Below are 14,267 nucleotides of genomic sequence, written 5' to 3' on the forward strand. Positions count from 1 at the left end.
CGTCCTCGCCCGCGTAGCGGGTGGTGAGGACCAGGACCGGGATGCCCGGCGGGCGCTCCAGCAGGCGGGCCTGCTCCTCCTCGGCCACGCCGAGCCCGACCGCGCGGGACTGACGGTCGCCCCCGCCGGGGGCTGACCGTCGGCGTCAGGAGGCGGCGCGGACCTCGACGCCGGAGTCGCCGAAGGTGAGCTTGCAGGTGTCCGCGCGGTAGGTGGAGACCGCGACCGCGAGCGGGCCGTCCTCGCCCGCGTAGCGGGTGGTGAGGACCAGGACCGGGATGCCCGGCGGGCGCTCCAGCAGGCGGGCCTGCTCCTCCTCGGCCACGCCGAGCTCGACCGCGCGGGACTCGCCCTCGATCGGCAGGGCCTGGAACTGCTTCAGCATCGCCCGCGCCCGGCTCGACTCCGCCAGGAACCCGGGGACGTGCGGCATGATCTCGACGGGGACGAACAGCGTCTCGGTGCCGACGGCCGTACCGGCCATCATCCGCACCCGGCGGACGCTGTGGACCTCGACGCCGGTCTCCAGGCCGAGCGCCTTGGCGACGTTCGCGGACGCCGGGCCGGTGCCGCAGTCGACGATGCGCCAGGTGTCCCGGCCGGACGCCTCCGCGACGGGGATGCCCATGCGGGGGGCGGCGATCAGCGTGCCGATGCCGCGGCGCCGGACCAGGCGGCCCTCGAGCTCGAGCTGGTCGAGCGCCTGCCGCAGGGTCGCCCGGGCGACCCCGAAGCGGGCGGCCAGGTCGCGCTCGTTGGGGAGGATCTCGCCGGTGTGGAACTCCTGCTCGATGGTTCGGACCAGAACCGTGCGCAGCTGCCAGTACTTGGGCTCCGGTACCGACTCGGTCGCCGTGGTCCCCACCCTTGCCTCCGCCTGTGTGCGCCCTGCTGGGAAGGGCGAGATTACGTTCCCTTATTTATTAAAGGACGTTGCGTTATGGCGACCATAGGGGCAGCGGGGTCATTGGTCAAGACCAATGGCAGAGGGCCAGATAGTGGGTGAGTCCCAGGCGGCCACTGCGCATCATCCAGGCATGATTCACCCGAAATGCCGGTCTTCCGGGGAGGGCGAGCCTCCGCATCAGCGGCTTGCAGACGACGACGTCCTCGTCGAAGAGCGCGAGGGTCCGGCCGTCGCCGCGACGGCTGACGGACCAACGGGTCACGCCCTGGAGGTCGCCCAGGAGCCGCGCCTCCAGAACACCCGCCTCGGGGTCGTTCCGGACGGCGAAGGCCGTGACGGAGAGTTCGTACGGCAACAGCGAGCGGAAGCGCATCCGCCCGCTGTCGTCGGTCAACTGCCGCACCTCCAGGATCTGCGGCCACCACAGCGGATAGGACTGCGGATCGGCCAGCGCCCGGAAGACGTGCTCGTAGGGGGCGGGGAGCTCCCAGCTGGACAGGAATCGGTAGCGGTGCAGACCCATACCGCCAGTCTCGGCCCGCTCAGACGGGCATGTCGACGCGCCCGTCACCCGTGAGCGGGAACCCCGGGGCGTGGACGAGCTCCCACAGGTGGCCGTCCGGATCGGCGAAGTAGCCGCTGTAGCCGCCCCACTCGGCGGCCACCGGCGCCTTCACCAGATCCGCGCCCGCGCCCAGGGCGACGGCCATCGCCGCGTCGACCTCCTCCCGACTCCCCAGGTTGACGGCGAGGGTGACCTCGCGGAACACCGGCTCCCCGCCCTCCGGCACGCCCGCGTCCGCGGCGAGGTCCCCGGTCGGGAAGAGCCCGAGCGTGGCACCCGCCGTGCGGAACCACGCGATGGCGCCGGGCTGCGAGGCGGAGGACAGCGGCCAGCCCAGGGCCTGGTAGAAGGCGATGCTCCGGTCGAGGTCGGTGACGCCCAGCGTCACGACGCTGATCGCGGCAGGAAGAGTCATAGGGCCAGGCTAAGGAGGGGGCGGGCGAGAACCCGTGCGCGACATCCGGCAGGATCGGACTCGGTACGACCGCGCGCACGACCGTCACAGCCGCAGGAGAGCCTCATGACCCAGTCCCCCGCCCGCCCGCTCGTCGCCGCCGTCGCCGGGCGCACGCCCGAGGTCGACGAGACGGCGTTCGTCGCCGTGAACGCGACCGTGCTCGGCGACGTGAAGCTCGCCGCCGGGGCGAGCGTCTGGTACGGCGCCGTGCTGCGCGGCGACTGCGAGGCGATCAGCATCGGCGCCGACAGCAACGTGCAGGACAACTGCTCCGGCCACGCCGACCCCGGCTTCCCGCTCACCGTCGGGGCGCGCGTCTCGGTCGGCCACAACGCGGTCCTGCACGGCTGCACCGTCGAGGACGACTGCCTGGTCGGCATGGGCGCCACCGTCCTGAACGGCGCCCGCATCGGCGCGGGCTCGCTGGTCGCGGCGAACGCCCTGGTCCCGCAGGGCATGCAGGTGCCGCCCGGCTCCCTGGTCGCCGGCGTCCCGGCGAAGGTGCGGCGCGAGCTGACCGAGCAGGAGCGGGCGGAGCTGAAGATGAACGCCGAGTGGTACGTCGCGCTGACCGCGCAGCACCGGGACATCCGTCCGGTGTGACCCGTGATCGCATAGTGTCGTCGTCATGAGCGACGACACCCTGCGTTCCGTCCGGATCGACCGCACCGAGTCAGGCCGCTACGTGGCGACCAACGTCCGGGGCGGCACCCTCACCTTCGGCTCGCACGGCGACGCCGACTTCAGCCCGGTCGAGCTGCTGCTCGCCGCGATCGGCGGCTGCACGGCGATCGACGCGGACGTGGCGACGAGCCGCCACGCGGAGCCGCTGGAGTTCACCGTCTCCGTGCAGGGCGACAAGGTCAGCGACGAGCAGGGCCAGCACATGACCAACCTGGCGGTCACCTTCCACGTCTCCTTCCCCGAGGGCGAGGGCGGCGACCGCGCCCGCACGATCCTGCCCCGCGCGGTGAAGACGTCCCACGACCGCCTCTGCACCGTCAGCCGCACGGTCGAAATCGGCACGCCCGTCACTTCGACGGTCGAAGGCGCGTAGCGACTTCTTGAAGGGCGCGGGGCTCTGCGGCGAGTGCGACTACTGGTTCAGGTAAGCCAGTACGGCCAGCACGCGGCGGTTGTCGTCGTCGGACTGCTGGAGGTCCAGGCGGACGAAGATGGACGCCGTGTGCTTGGCCACCGCCCGCTCCGTGATGACCAGTTGCTGCGCGATCGCCGCATTGCTGCGGCCCTCCGCCATCAGCGCGAGCACCTCGCGCTCGCGCGGGGTCAGGGTGGCGACGGGGCCCGCGGCGGCGTTGTGGGTGAGCAGGCGGCCGATCACCTCCGGGTCCATCGCGGTGCCGCCGGAGGCGACCCTGCGGACGGCGTCGATGAACGTGGAGCCGTCCAGGACCCGGTCCTTGAGCAGGTAGCCGACGCCGCCGCTGCCGTCGGCCAGCAGCTCGCGGGCGTAGAGCTGCTCGACGTACTGGGAGAGCACCAGCACCGGCAGGCCGGGCAGCTCCGCGCGAGCGGTCAGCGCGGCGCGCAGGCCCTCGTCGGTGAAGGTGGGCGGCAGCCGCACGTCGACCACCGCCACGTCGGGGCGGTCCTTGCGGACCGCCTCCAACAGCTCCTCGCCGTTCTCCGCCGCGACCGTGACCTCCATGCCGTGCGCCTGCAACAGGCGCGTCAGGCCGTCACGGAGGAGGAAGAGGTCTTCGGCGATGGCGACGCGCAAGGGATCTCCAGACTCGCGATGGTGGGACCGCCGACGGGGCTGCTGACGGCGAGGACGCCGTCGAACGCGGCCAGTCGACGCTCGATGCCACGCAGCCCGCTCCCCCGGCCGGGGTCGGCCTCGCCGCGGCCGTCGTCGGTGACGACGATCCGCAGCATGCCGTCAGTATGGCCGATCTCCACCCAACCCCGCCTGGCTTGCGCGTGCTTGACGGTGTTCGCGAGCAGCTCGCTGACCGCGAAGAACGCGGCCGACTCGACCGCGGCCGGTGGACGGCGCTCCAGCTCACCGGCGACCTCCACGGACAGCGGCAGGTCCAGCGCCAGCGCCTGGACCGCGTCGACGAGGCCGCGGTCGGCCAGCACCGGCGGGTGGATGCCGCGCACCAGGTCGCGCAGCTCGACGAGCGCCTTCGCCGACGCGCCCTTCGCCTCCGTCACCAGCGCCCGGGCGGCGGCCGGGTCGGTGTCGAAGAGCTGCTCGGCCGCGTTCAGGGCCATGCCGAGCGCGACCAGGCGGGCCTGCGCGCCGTCGTGCAGGTCGCGCTCGATGCGGCGCAGCTCGGCGGCGTTGTGGTCGATGGTCTCCGCCCGCGTCGCGGACAGGTGCTGGACCCGGGCGGTCAGCTCGCGCCGGCGGGAGGGACCGATCAGCGCCCGCGCGGCGCGGGCGTGCAGGTCGAGGACGACGGGCGCGCCCCACAGCACCAGGGCCGGGGACATCACCAGGGCCAGCCGGTAGAGGACCCCCGGCTGGGCGAACTGGCCCTTGGGGCCGAGCTTGTCGAGCAGCCAGGGCGAGGTGACGAGCAGCACCAGTCCGCCGACGGCGAGGACGCCGGAGACCAGCGTCCACGCCACGTCCCGCCACAGCGCCGGGTCGGTCACCCAGCCGACGGTCCCGGCCCGCGTCCTGGCCCACCACTGGCCCGGACGGGCCTCGGGCAGCGGGCGGTAGCCGTCCGGAATCGGCGTCCCCCACCACTGCCCGACCAGGCGGCGCTGCTCGGAGGCCACCCAGCGGGCAGCCAGCACACCGAGAAGCAGCAGCGGCGGACCGAGCAGGACCACCCCGTGGTTGCCGCCCGGGGTGTCACCGCGATAGAGGACGGCGGCCGCGACCGAGAGGACGCCCGGAAGGGTCAGCACCGCTCCGGCCGCGCGCCCCCCACCGCCACTCGCCCACGACGCGCCCCAGATCAGGCAGGGGCCCAACGTGATCAGCAGGCCGAGGTAGACGTGGAGGTGGTCGCTGGGCGAGCTCAGCCCACCACTCAGCAGGTGGTGGGCGCCCAGGGCCGGTCCGCCCAGCAGGGCGGCGAGCCCGCAGGCGGTGAGCGCGAGCAGGTACGCCAGCCGGAACGGTGCCAGCATCGTGCGGGTCAGACGCGTCCCCCACGTCGTCCCCCACGAGATCCTCTGCGCGAGTTCGAGGCGCGGCTCGCCTGCCGATACGGCGCGGCCGCGCCGGGGGCCCGGGCTTGGGTGCATGGTCGCTCTCCACGGTTCGGTGATCGTCGCCGCCCAGTCTGCCCACGCACCGCCACGCGACGCGCTGGGCGTGGACACCCGATCCCGGGTGTAGGTAAGTACACCCCGCACTGACCGTCCACCCATATATCGAGCCTGACGTGCGAGTTCGTAGCTTCGTTCCCGTCAGCCAACGAACCGTCCGACGCACCGGAGGACCCGTGTCCGCGCCGATCATCGAGATCCGCGACGTCAGCAAGACCTACGACGCCACCGACGCCGCCCGCCCCGCCCTGGCCGACTTCTCCCTGGAGGTCGCCGCCGGCGAGGCCCTCGCCGTGCTCGGGCCGTCAGGCAGCGGCAAGTCGACGCTGCTCAACCTGATCGCCGGACTGGACCGCCCGAACAAGGGCGTCGTCCGGGTCGCCGGCACGCCCGTCCACGAGCTGGGCGAGGCGGCGCTCGCCGGGTACCGGCGGGAGCGGATCGGGATGGTCTTCCAGTTCTTCAACCTGCTCGACGACCTGACCGTCGAGGACAACGTGCTGATCCCCGCCCAGCTGGCGGGCACCTCCCGCGGCGAGGCACGGGAGCGCGCGAACGAGCTGCTCACCCGCCTCGGCATCGTCCGGTACGCCCGGTCCTATCCCGGCACCCTTTCCGGCGGTCAGCGCCAGCGCGTCGCGGTCGCACGCGCCCTGATGAACAACCCCCCGCTGCTGCTGGCCGACGAGCCGACGGGAGCGCTGGACAGCGCCGCCGCGGCGGAGGTGCGCGAGCTGCTCGGCGCGCTGGTCGCCGAGGGCCGCACGCTGGTCCTGGTCACCCACGACACGGGTCTCGCCGCCCAGTGCGCCACGCGCGTCATCGAGCTGGTCGACGGCAAGCTGGCCCGTGACCTGCGCAACGCCCCACTGGCGGTGGCCAAGTGAGCCGCAGGCGCCAGAACCCCCTGGGCCGGATCGTCCGCGCGGGCGTCAGCCGCAAGCGCGTGCAGACGCTGGTGATGGCACTGACGACGATGACCGCCGTCACCGCGTCCGTCCTGGCGGGCGGGCTGCTCCTCGACTCGCAGGGGCCCTACCAGCGCGCATTCGACGCGCAGCACGGCGCGCACCTGTCCGTGAACGTCGACGGCGCCGTCGTCGACGCGGGGCAGTTGGCCGGCACGGCGCACGCGGCCGGTGTCACCGCGACCGCCGGTCCGTACCCGGCGCTGACCCTGCACCCACGCGTCGCCAAGGGTGACCGGTTCACCCCGGCAGGCGACCCGCTGGAGCCGACCACGGTCGTGGGCCGCCCGATCGACGGGCCACTGGACGATCTGCGGGTCACCGTCGGCCACTGGATCACCGGACCCGGCCAGATCGTGCTGCCGGACGGCAACTCGCCGCTGGCCGTGGGCGACACGGTGACCGTGCCGGACGCACCGGGCCACCCCACGCTCACCGTCGTGGGGCTGGCCGCCTCCGTCACCCACACGGCCGACGGGTGGGTGGCACCGGAGGAGATCGCCGCACTGACGCCGCCGGGCGCCGTGCCGCAGCAGCAGATGCTCTACCGGTTCGCCCACGCGGGCAGCCGCGCCGAGATCGAGGCGGACCGCGCCGCCGTCACCTCGGCGCTCCCGGCCGGCGCGACGCTCGGTTCCTCCTCCTACCTCGACGTCGAGCAGGAGGCCGACCGGACCTCGGCGACCTTCGTGCCGTTCCTGGTGGCCTTCGGGGTGCTCGGGCTGTTCATGTCGCTGCTGGTCATCGGCATCGTGGTGAGCGGCGCGGTGACGGCAGGGCGGCGCCGGATCGGCATCCTCAAGGCGATCGGCTTCAGCCCGGCGCAGGTCGTCCGCGCCTACCTGGGCCAGGCGCTGATCCCCGCGACGACCGGCGCGGTCGCCGGGGTGGTCCTCGGCAACCTGCTGTCGATCCCGGTCATGGGCGTCGCCGACAAGGCGCTGCGCAGCGTGACCCTGGGCATCCCCCTCTGGCTGGACCTGGTCGTGCCGCTGCTCGTGCTGGGGGCCGTGGCGGGCGCCGCGCTGATCCCGGCCCGGCGGGCCGGAAGGCTGCGCACGGTGGAGGCGCTGGCCGTCGGCCGTACCGAGCAGGCCGGACGCTTCGGCCGCGCCGCCCACGGCTACGCCTCCCGGCTGCCGCTGCCGCGCTGGCTCTCCCTCGGTCTCGCGCTCCCCCTCGGCCGTCCTGGCCGCTCGGCGACCACGATGGCGGCCGTGCTCCTCGGCACCGTCGGCGTCACCTTCGGGGCCGGGCTGGCACTGTCGCTCAACCAGGTGCAGCAGGGCCTGTTGCAGGACAACCCCGGTGCCGTCCAGGTGCTGCCGTTCCCGGGGCCCGGCAGCGACGCCAAGCCCCGCCTGATCACCGCGGCCGACCTGGACGCGACGAGCCGCGCGATCGCCGCGCAGCCCGGCACGGCCCACGCGGTCGAGATCTCCACCGCCCGCACCGCCGTCGCCGGACACACCGGACAGACGCAGGTCGTCTCCTACGAGGGCGAGTCCGGCTGGGCCTCGATGCAGATGGTCTCCGGCCGCTGGTTCACCGGCCCCGGCGAGGCGGTCGTGCCGCAGGCGTTCCTGACCACCTACGGCGTGCACGTCGGCGACACGGTCACCTTGACCGAGAACGGTCGCACCGCGTCGGTGCGGCTCGTCGGAGAGGTGCTGTCGCTCGACAACAAGCTGCTGACGGACGAGGGTTCGCTCACCTCGCTGGCGCTGCCGCTGGTACCCGACGCGCGCTCCTTCGCGATCGACCTGAAGCCGGGCACCGACGCCGGCGCGTACACCGACGCGCTGAACCGCGCCGTGGCGCGCTACGGGCTCAGCGCGACGCCCGGTCCCCCGCGCATCAGCATCGTGGTGCTGGCCATGGACAGCCTGGCCACGATCCTGACGCTGATGCTGGTCGCCGTCGCCGGCCTGGGCGTGCTGAACACCGTGCTGCTGGACACCAGGGAGCGGATCCACGACCTGGGCGTGCTGAAGTCACTCGGCCTGAAGCCGCGTCAGACCGTGGGCATGGTGCTGGCGTCGGTCTCGGTGATCGGTCTGGTGGCGGGCGCGGTGGGTGTCCCGATCGGCATCCTGCTGCAGCGCACCGTGCTGCCCGCGATGGCGGGCGCGGCCGGCACCGACGTGCCCGGCGTCGACCTGGACGTGTTCCACGCGCCGCTCGTGCTCTCGCTGCTGGCGGGCGGGCTGGTCCTGGCCACGCTCGGCGCGCTCGCCCCGGCGAGCTGGGCGGCCCGCGCCCGCACCGCGACGGCGCTGCGCACGGAGTGAGGCTCCTGCCCACGGCCGAGGGCCGTTGTCCGTGCCCCCGCGTGGTGTCGAAGACATCACACGGGGGCGCCGGCAACGGCCCTTCCCCGGTCTTCCCCGCTCGTCCCCTGTGCACCCGTCAGCCCTGGAGGGCTTCTACCGCACCCGCGGCGGGATCCAGCGCCTGCTCCAGCGTGGGGCTGGTCGCAGCCCCGGGGGCGCGGTGCCGTGATCTTCCTGCCCCGGCAGGCCCGGGGCCGGCAGCGTCCGGTGGCCGGGGGCGTCGACGGGCTCGGCACCTTCCCGTTCCGCCCGAGCCTCGCGTCCGAGGCCGACGGAGGCACGGCGTTCGGCAACAACCAGGCCCGCGAGACGGGCTGGAGCCGACTGCTGCGGCTCCTCGCCTCTCTGGACCGACACCCCGCCCGCCCCCGTTTCGGCGCGCCCGCGAACGCTCCCGCGCTTCCGGCGCGGACGTCTAGAATCGTTGCACTATGAACCAGACGCTCCGCTACCGCAGCATGGTCGCCCTCGGCGACTCCTTCACCGAGGGCATGTGCGACGAAGTCCTCTCCGACGGTCACTACCGGGGCTGGGCCGACCGCGTCGCCGCGCGGCTCGCGGGCGACGCGGAGGGCGGGGAGTTCCGGTACGCGAACCTGGCGGTGCGCGGCAAGCTGATCGGGCAGATCGCCGACGAGCAGGGCGACGCCGCCGTCGCCCTGCGCGGGGAGCTGGTGACGCTCGCCGGTGGACTGAACGACGTGATGCGCCCGGGCTGCGACATCGAGAACGTGGAGCGCACCCTCGGGGCCCTCGCGGAGCGCCTCGCCGCCGACGCCGAGTGCGTCGTGATGTTCTTCAGCGTCGACCCGAGCCGGCGCATGCGCGGCAGCGCGCGCATCATGCCGCAGATCCTGCGGCTGCAAGGCTTCGTGCGGGACTTCGCCGCCGCCCACGACAACATCGTCGTCGTCGACCTGTTCCACGTCCCGGCGTTCGACGACGCGCGGATGTGGGCCGAGGACCGCCTGCACTTCTCGCCCGAGGGCCACCGCCGCGTCGCGGAGGGAGTGCTTCAGGCGCTGGGGTACCCGGCCTCGTTCGACTGGCGCGAGCCGCTGCCCCCGGCGGCGCCCGTGCCGCGCCTGGCCAAGCTCCGCGCCGATCTGCGCTGGGTGCGCCTGCACGTCCTGCCGTGGATCGGGCGCCGGCTCACCGGCCGGTCCAGCGGTGACAACCGTCCGGCCAAGCGCCCCACGCTGGACGCCTACCCGGGCTGATGCCTCGGAGTCTGCGGGCTATCCGAGCGCGAAGGTCACGTCCACCACGCCGTCCACTGCGCGCACGGTCTCGGCGACCAGCGGGATCCGCGCGGTGTCGGCCAGGGTTCCGCCGAGAGTCACCACGCCGTCGGCGACGGCGACGCTCAGTCCGGCCGCCTCGTCCGCGCCGAGCGCGGCCGCCAGCGCGGTGCGGACGTCCTCGCCGAGCGCGTCGTCGGCGCGCAGGAAGACGGTGAGCACGTCGGCCCGGCTGACGATGCCGAGCAGTACGCCGTCGTCGTCCACGACCGGCAGGCGCTTGACCCGGCGGCGGATCATCGTGCGCGCCGCCGCGGCGACGGTCGCGTCGGGGCCGGTCACCACGGCGGGCGCGCTCATCAGGTCGGCGGCGCGCAGGGCCGCGGTCCGGGCCGCCTCGTCCGGGTCGAGCAGGCCGGAGCGCATGCCGAGCCGGCGCTGCCGGTCGGCCTGCTTCAGCAGCAGGTCGGCCTCGGAGACCAGGCCGAGGACGCGTCGGCCCTCGTCCAGCACCGGCAGCGCGCTCACCCGGTGCTCGTCCATCAACCGCACGAGCTCCTTGAACGGCGTCCCGCTCGTCGCGGTCACCACCCGCGCGCTCATGACGTCCCCGACGGTCCGCGCCGTCGGCCGCGGCTGCGTCGTCACACCGGCCTCCTCAGGCTGCCCGCTGTCCCCGGCCTCTCTGCCGACCAGCCTTGCCGACAACCACGGGCGCCGCCACCGGGCAATATGGCGGGTATCACAGGCCGGTCGGGGGCCGGTGCGAAATGCGGCCCGGCCCGCGGCGGTTGTCACGTGCGCGCGGCCACCGCGCCTGCACATCCGTCCGGCACCCCGAGGAACCCCATGACCACCGCTGCGTCCGCCGTCTCCCGCGCGGCCGAGATCCTCTCCCGGCCTCTCTCCCTGAACGGGCTGACCGTCCCCAACCGCATCGCCATGGCGCCGATGACGCGCATGTTCTCCCCGGGCGGCGTCCCCGGTGAGGACGTGGGCTCCTACTACGCGCGCCGCGCCGGGGCGGGCGTCGGGCTGATCGTCACCGAGGGCACGTACGTCGGGCACGAGTCGGCGGGGCAGAGCGACCGGGTACCGCGTTTCCACGGTGAAGAGCAGCTGGCCGGGTGGTCCCGGGTGGCCGACGCGGTGCACGCGGCCGGCGGCACGATCGTGCCGCAGCTGTGGCACATCGGCATGGTGCGCAAGCAGGGTCAGCCGCCGTTCGCCGAGGCGCCCGCCGTCGGCCCGTCCGGGCTGCGCATCGACGGCACCGAGGGCACCGGCAACGCGATGACCCAGGGCGACCTGGACGAGGTGATCGGCGCGTTCGCGCAGGCCGCCGCCGACGCCGAGCGGATCGGCTTCGACGGCGTCGAACTGCACGGCGCCCACGGCTACCTGGTGGACCAGTTCCTCTGGGCGGGCACCAACCGCCGCACCGACGCCTACGGTGGCAACCCGGTCGCCCGCACGCGGTTCGCCGCCGAGATCGTGGCCGCGGTCCGCGAGCGGGTCTCCGCCGACTTCCCGGTGATCTTCCGCTACTCGCAGTGGAAGCAGGAGGCGTACGACGCCCGCCTGGCGGAGACCCCGGAGCAGCTGGAGGCCGTCCTCGCCCCGCTGGCCGCCGCCGGTGTCGACGCCTTCCACGCCTCCACCCGCCGCTACTGGCTGCCGGAGTTCGAGGGCTCGGACCTGAACCTGGCCGGCTGGACGAAGAAGCTCACCGGCCGCCCGACGATCACCGTGGGCTCGGTCGGCCTCGACGGCGACTTCCTGGGCGCGTTCATGGGCGAGGGCTCGCCCGTGCAGGCGCTGGACAACCTGCTGGACCGGATGGAGCGCGAGGAGTTCGACATGGTCGCCGTCGGCCGTGCGCTGCTCCAGGATCCGGAGTGGGCGGCCAAGGTGCTCGCGGGCCGCTTCGACGAGCTGGCTCCCTACGACGCCGCCTCGCTGAAGTCCCTGGTCTGACGCCGCTGAGCCGACCGCTCACGCCGGTGTCCCCGAAGCCGGCCCATGGCTCCTCATGGGCCGGTCAAGGCCTGTCCAGGACGGTTCGGGGCGAACCAGTTCGAACCAGACCGTCTTGCCGGTGCCGTGCGCCTCGCTCCCCCAGCGCCCGCGGGTCAGCCGGTCCACGATGCGCATGCCGTGTCCGCCGAACCGGCCGTCCCCGCACGGCACGCCTCCCTCGGGACGCAGCACCGGCAGCAGCGCGCTGCCGTCGGCGACCTCGACGCGCACGGTCGTCCCGCTCCCGCTGACGGTGAGCCGACGGGGGCCGTCGGCGTGCAGGCAGGCGTTGGTGGCGATCTCCGAGGCCAGCAGCAGCACCTCCTCGACAGCCTGCCGGCGCTCCTCGCCGTCGAGTTTGTCCGGCCAGCCGCCGTCCTCCAGGCAGTGGCGCACGAACACACGGCAGCGCGCCACCGATCCGGGTCCCTCGTCCAGGACGAGGGTCCCGATCCGCGGCCACGCCGCCGTTGCACCGTCCGGTTCCGGTTCCACCGCGCACCTGATTTCCCGTGTCCGGCCTGGTTCCGGTCCCTGATCCCGAGGCCCGCGCTCAGTGCGGGCGCAGCGCACCCCAGCCGCCGGCCGGGGTGAACCGGTCGTGGAGGCGCTGCCGCAGGCCCTGCTCGGGCGGCGGGAAGTGGTCCTCAGGGGGCTGGACACCGGGTGGGGCCTGGGCGGTCGTGCGCGCGCGGCGCCGCAGCTCACGGGCCCGGTCTCCGGCGGCGTCGAGTTCGCCCTGCCCGAAGGCCTCCCGCAGCAGCGGGAAGAGCCGCGCCTCCTCCCAGTTCTGGTGCCCCGTGACGTGCTCGTGGAGCACGGCCACCAGGTGGTCGAAGTCCGGGTCGGTGGCCTTGCGCAGCCCGATCTGGTGCAGGGACGCCTCGCACCGCGCGTGGTCCTCGAGACCGCGCCGCGACAGCTCGCTGTCCGCGTCCTCGGGCAGTCGGCGCACCATCGGGTAGAGGACGCCCTCCTCGACGACGCCGTGCCGCACGAGCCGGGTGGTGATGCGGTCCATCAGGGTGCTGCGCTCCGGGTCGCCGAGCGGGGTGCCCAGCACGGCGCTGAACAGCATCCGCATCTCCCAGTGCTCGGCGGCCAGCTGCTGGAGCAGGTCGCCGTGCCCGTCGGGGTCGAGCGTCTCAGCGTGGTCGGCGGGGATCGCCCGGGCGGGCCGGGCCTGGATGTCGGTCATCGGTGTCATCCCTCGTTCCTGGATTCCCAGGGTTCACGGACTCCCCACGGTTCACGTGCCCGTTTCCGGGGCGGGCATGCCTGTTCGGGCCCTCGGATCCGGTCGGAGCGCCGCCACCAGCGCGACGGCGAGCAGTGCGGCGCCGATGCACGGGACAGCGGGCCAGCCTGCGAGGCGGTATCCGGTGGTGCCGAGCAGGGATCCGGCCGTGCCGCCGAGGTAGTAGGCCGTCATGTAGACGGAGGCGAGGCGGGCCCGGGGGTGGCCGGGCAGGGCGTAGACGTCGCTCATGTTCATCAGGTGGGTGCCCTGCACGGCGACGTCCATCACCAGCACCCCCGCCACCAGCCAGGCCAGGCTGCGGCCGCCGGGCACCATCGCGGCGAAGGCCGCGACACCCGACCCGAGCAGCACCGCCGTCGCCGCCCGCTGGTGGCCCCGGTCGGCGAGGCCGCCCACGGTCCGTGCGGCGAGCGCGCCCGCCGCACCGACCAGGGCGAACCAGCCGATCGCGGACTCACCGAACCGGTAGGGCGCCCCGGCGAGCAGGAACGCGGAGGTGGCCCAGAAGCAGCTGAACGCCGCGAAGCAGCAGGCCCCGATCAGGGCGCGGCGGCGCAGCAGCGACTCACTCGCGGCGAGCCGGAACACCTGCGCCAACTGGGTCCGGTAGCCGAGCCTGACCTCGGGAGGTCCGGGTTCGAGGATCCGGTGCAGCAGCAGGCCGGTGGCTGCCAGCACCAGTGCCGCCAGCAGGAAGACGCCGCGCCAGCCGAGCGTCGCACCCACCAGCCCGGCGGCGCTGCGGGAGAGCAGGATGCCGAGCAGCACGCCGGTCAGCATGGTCCCGACGGCGCGTGCCCGCTCACCCTCCGGCGCGATCGACGCCGCGTAGGGCGTGAGGATCTGGACGGTACTGGACGCGGCCCCGGCGAGCAGTCCCCCTACGAGCGCGCCCCAGAGCCCGGGCGCCACGCCGGTCAGCACCAGCCCTGCGGTGCCCACTGCGGTCAGCACCCCGACCAGCCGGCGGCGCGGCACGATGTCGCCGAGCGGCACGATCAGCAACAGCCCGGCGGTGTACCCGAGTTGGGTCAACGTCACGAGCAGGCCCGCGGAGCCCCGGTCGGCGCCGAAGGAGGCCGCGATTCGGGGCAGCAACGGCTGGCAGTAGTAGAGGTTCGCCGCGATCAGCCCACCCGCCACGGCCAGCAGCGCGATCCGCCGGCGCTGCGCCCCCGGTGCCCGTGAGCCCGCCCCCCGCGCGGGCCCGCGGGCACCGCCCGCCCGCCGCATCTCCTTGATCGTCATGGTCCCCACGCTA

At 73.9% G+C, this 14,267-nt stretch carries 15 protein-coding genes; 6 read left to right on the plus strand and 9 right to left on the minus strand.

Annotated elements, in window-relative coordinates; genetic code table 11:
- Window positions 1-145 precede the first annotated feature (145 nt).
- From ABH931_RS30070 to ABH931_RS30080, 3 genes are all read right to left on the minus strand, one after another.
- Entirely contained in the window at window positions 146-865 is a 720-nt protein-coding gene (locus tag ABH931_RS30070; RefSeq protein WP_370120086.1) for a GntR family transcriptional regulator, read from the minus strand.
- A gap of 106 nt (window positions 866-971) precedes the next feature.
- Window positions 972-1,430 (minus strand): SRPBCC family protein, encoded by a 459-nt coding sequence (locus ABH931_RS30075; protein ID WP_370120089.1) that lies wholly within the window; start codon window positions 1,428-1,430, stop codon window positions 972-974.
- Between the two features lie 19 nt (window positions 1,431-1,449).
- Window positions 1,450-1,887 carry a VOC family protein gene (locus tag ABH931_RS30080; RefSeq protein WP_370120092.1) on the minus strand — a complete coding sequence of 146 codons (438 nt, stop codon included), beginning with the start codon at window positions 1,885-1,887 and terminating at the stop codon, window positions 1,450-1,452.
- 105 nt (window positions 1,888-1,992) lie between these two features.
- Here ABH931_RS30080 and ABH931_RS30085 point away from each other — a divergent pair, with 105 nt between their 5' ends.
- Both ABH931_RS30085 and ABH931_RS30090 read left to right on the plus strand, forming a co-directional pair.
- Window positions 1,993-2,532 carry a gamma carbonic anhydrase family protein gene (locus ABH931_RS30085; RefSeq protein ID WP_370120094.1) on the plus strand — a complete coding sequence of 180 codons (540 nt, stop codon included), beginning with the start codon at window positions 1,993-1,995 and terminating at the stop codon, window positions 2,530-2,532.
- A gap of 25 nt (window positions 2,533-2,557) precedes the next feature.
- On the plus strand, window positions 2,558-2,986 hold the full coding sequence (locus ABH931_RS30090) for an OsmC family protein (protein ID WP_370120097.1): 429 nt from the start codon (window positions 2,558-2,560) through the stop codon (window positions 2,984-2,986).
- A gap of 39 nt (window positions 2,987-3,025) precedes the next feature.
- Here ABH931_RS30090 and ABH931_RS30095 read toward each other — a convergent pair whose 3' ends face one another.
- Window positions 3,026-3,670, minus strand: a complete 645-nt coding sequence (locus tag ABH931_RS30095; protein ID WP_370120099.1) for a response regulator — start codon at window positions 3,668-3,670, stop codon at window positions 3,026-3,028.
- Window positions 3,622-5,160 (minus strand): histidine kinase, encoded by a 1,539-nt coding sequence (locus ABH931_RS30100; protein ID WP_370120101.1) that lies wholly within the window; start codon window positions 5,158-5,160, stop codon window positions 3,622-3,624. The genes ABH931_RS30095 and ABH931_RS30100 overlap by 49 nt, the downstream gene beginning before the upstream one ends.
- A gap of 200 nt (window positions 5,161-5,360) precedes the next feature.
- Between ABH931_RS30100 and ABH931_RS30105 the strand changes: the two genes are divergently transcribed.
- The 3 genes from ABH931_RS30105 to ABH931_RS30115 all read left to right on the plus strand — a co-directional run bounded on the left by ABH931_RS30105 (window position 5,361) and on the right by ABH931_RS30115 (window position 9,705).
- Window positions 5,361-6,071, plus strand: a complete 711-nt coding sequence (locus tag ABH931_RS30105) for an ABC transporter ATP-binding protein (RefSeq protein ID WP_370120104.1) — start codon at window positions 5,361-5,363, stop codon at window positions 6,069-6,071.
- Window positions 6,068-8,443: an FtsX-like permease family protein gene (locus ABH931_RS30110; protein WP_370120107.1), complete on the plus strand. Its 2,376-nt coding sequence runs from the start codon at window positions 6,068-6,070 to the stop codon at window positions 8,441-8,443. Before ABH931_RS30105 ends, ABH931_RS30110 begins: the two co-directional genes overlap by 4 nt.
- A gap of 473 nt (window positions 8,444-8,916) precedes the next feature.
- Window positions 8,917-9,705, plus strand: coding sequence for an SGNH/GDSL hydrolase family protein (locus ABH931_RS30115; RefSeq protein ID WP_370120109.1), 789 nt, complete (start codon window positions 8,917-8,919; stop codon window positions 9,703-9,705).
- 18 nt (window positions 9,706-9,723) lie between these two features.
- Here ABH931_RS30115 and ABH931_RS30120 read toward each other — a convergent pair whose 3' ends face one another.
- Complete coding sequence (locus tag ABH931_RS30120; RefSeq protein ID WP_370120112.1) at window positions 9,724-10,374, minus strand: CBS domain-containing protein; 651 nt, start codon at window positions 10,372-10,374, stop codon at window positions 9,724-9,726.
- Between the two features lie 201 nt (window positions 10,375-10,575).
- On the opposite strand from ABH931_RS30120, the gene ABH931_RS30125 reads away from it, so the two are divergent.
- Window positions 10,576-11,703 (plus strand): NADH:flavin oxidoreductase, encoded by a 1,128-nt coding sequence (locus ABH931_RS30125; RefSeq protein ID WP_370120114.1) that lies wholly within the window; start codon window positions 10,576-10,578, stop codon window positions 11,701-11,703.
- 18 nt (window positions 11,704-11,721) lie between these two features.
- On the opposite strand, the gene ABH931_RS30130 is transcribed toward ABH931_RS30125, so the two are convergent.
- From ABH931_RS30130 to ABH931_RS30140, 3 genes are all read right to left on the minus strand, one after another.
- Window positions 11,722-12,162, minus strand: a complete 441-nt coding sequence (locus tag ABH931_RS30130; RefSeq protein ID WP_370120117.1) for an ATP-binding protein — start codon at window positions 12,160-12,162, stop codon at window positions 11,722-11,724.
- Window positions 12,163-12,298: 136 nt separating this feature from the next.
- On the minus strand, window positions 12,299-12,943 hold the full coding sequence (locus tag ABH931_RS30135; RefSeq protein WP_370120119.1) for a hemerythrin domain-containing protein: 645 nt from the start codon (window positions 12,941-12,943) through the stop codon (window positions 12,299-12,301).
- A gap of 51 nt (window positions 12,944-12,994) precedes the next feature.
- Complete coding sequence (locus tag ABH931_RS30140) at window positions 12,995-14,254, minus strand: MFS transporter (protein ID WP_370120122.1); 1,260 nt, start codon at window positions 14,252-14,254, stop codon at window positions 12,995-12,997.
- Window positions 14,255-14,267 lie beyond the last annotated feature (13 nt).

It is taken from the genome of Streptacidiphilus sp. MAP12-33, assembly GCF_041261265.1.
Classification (GTDB): Bacteria; Actinomycetota; Actinomycetes; order Streptomycetales; family Streptomycetaceae; genus Streptacidiphilus.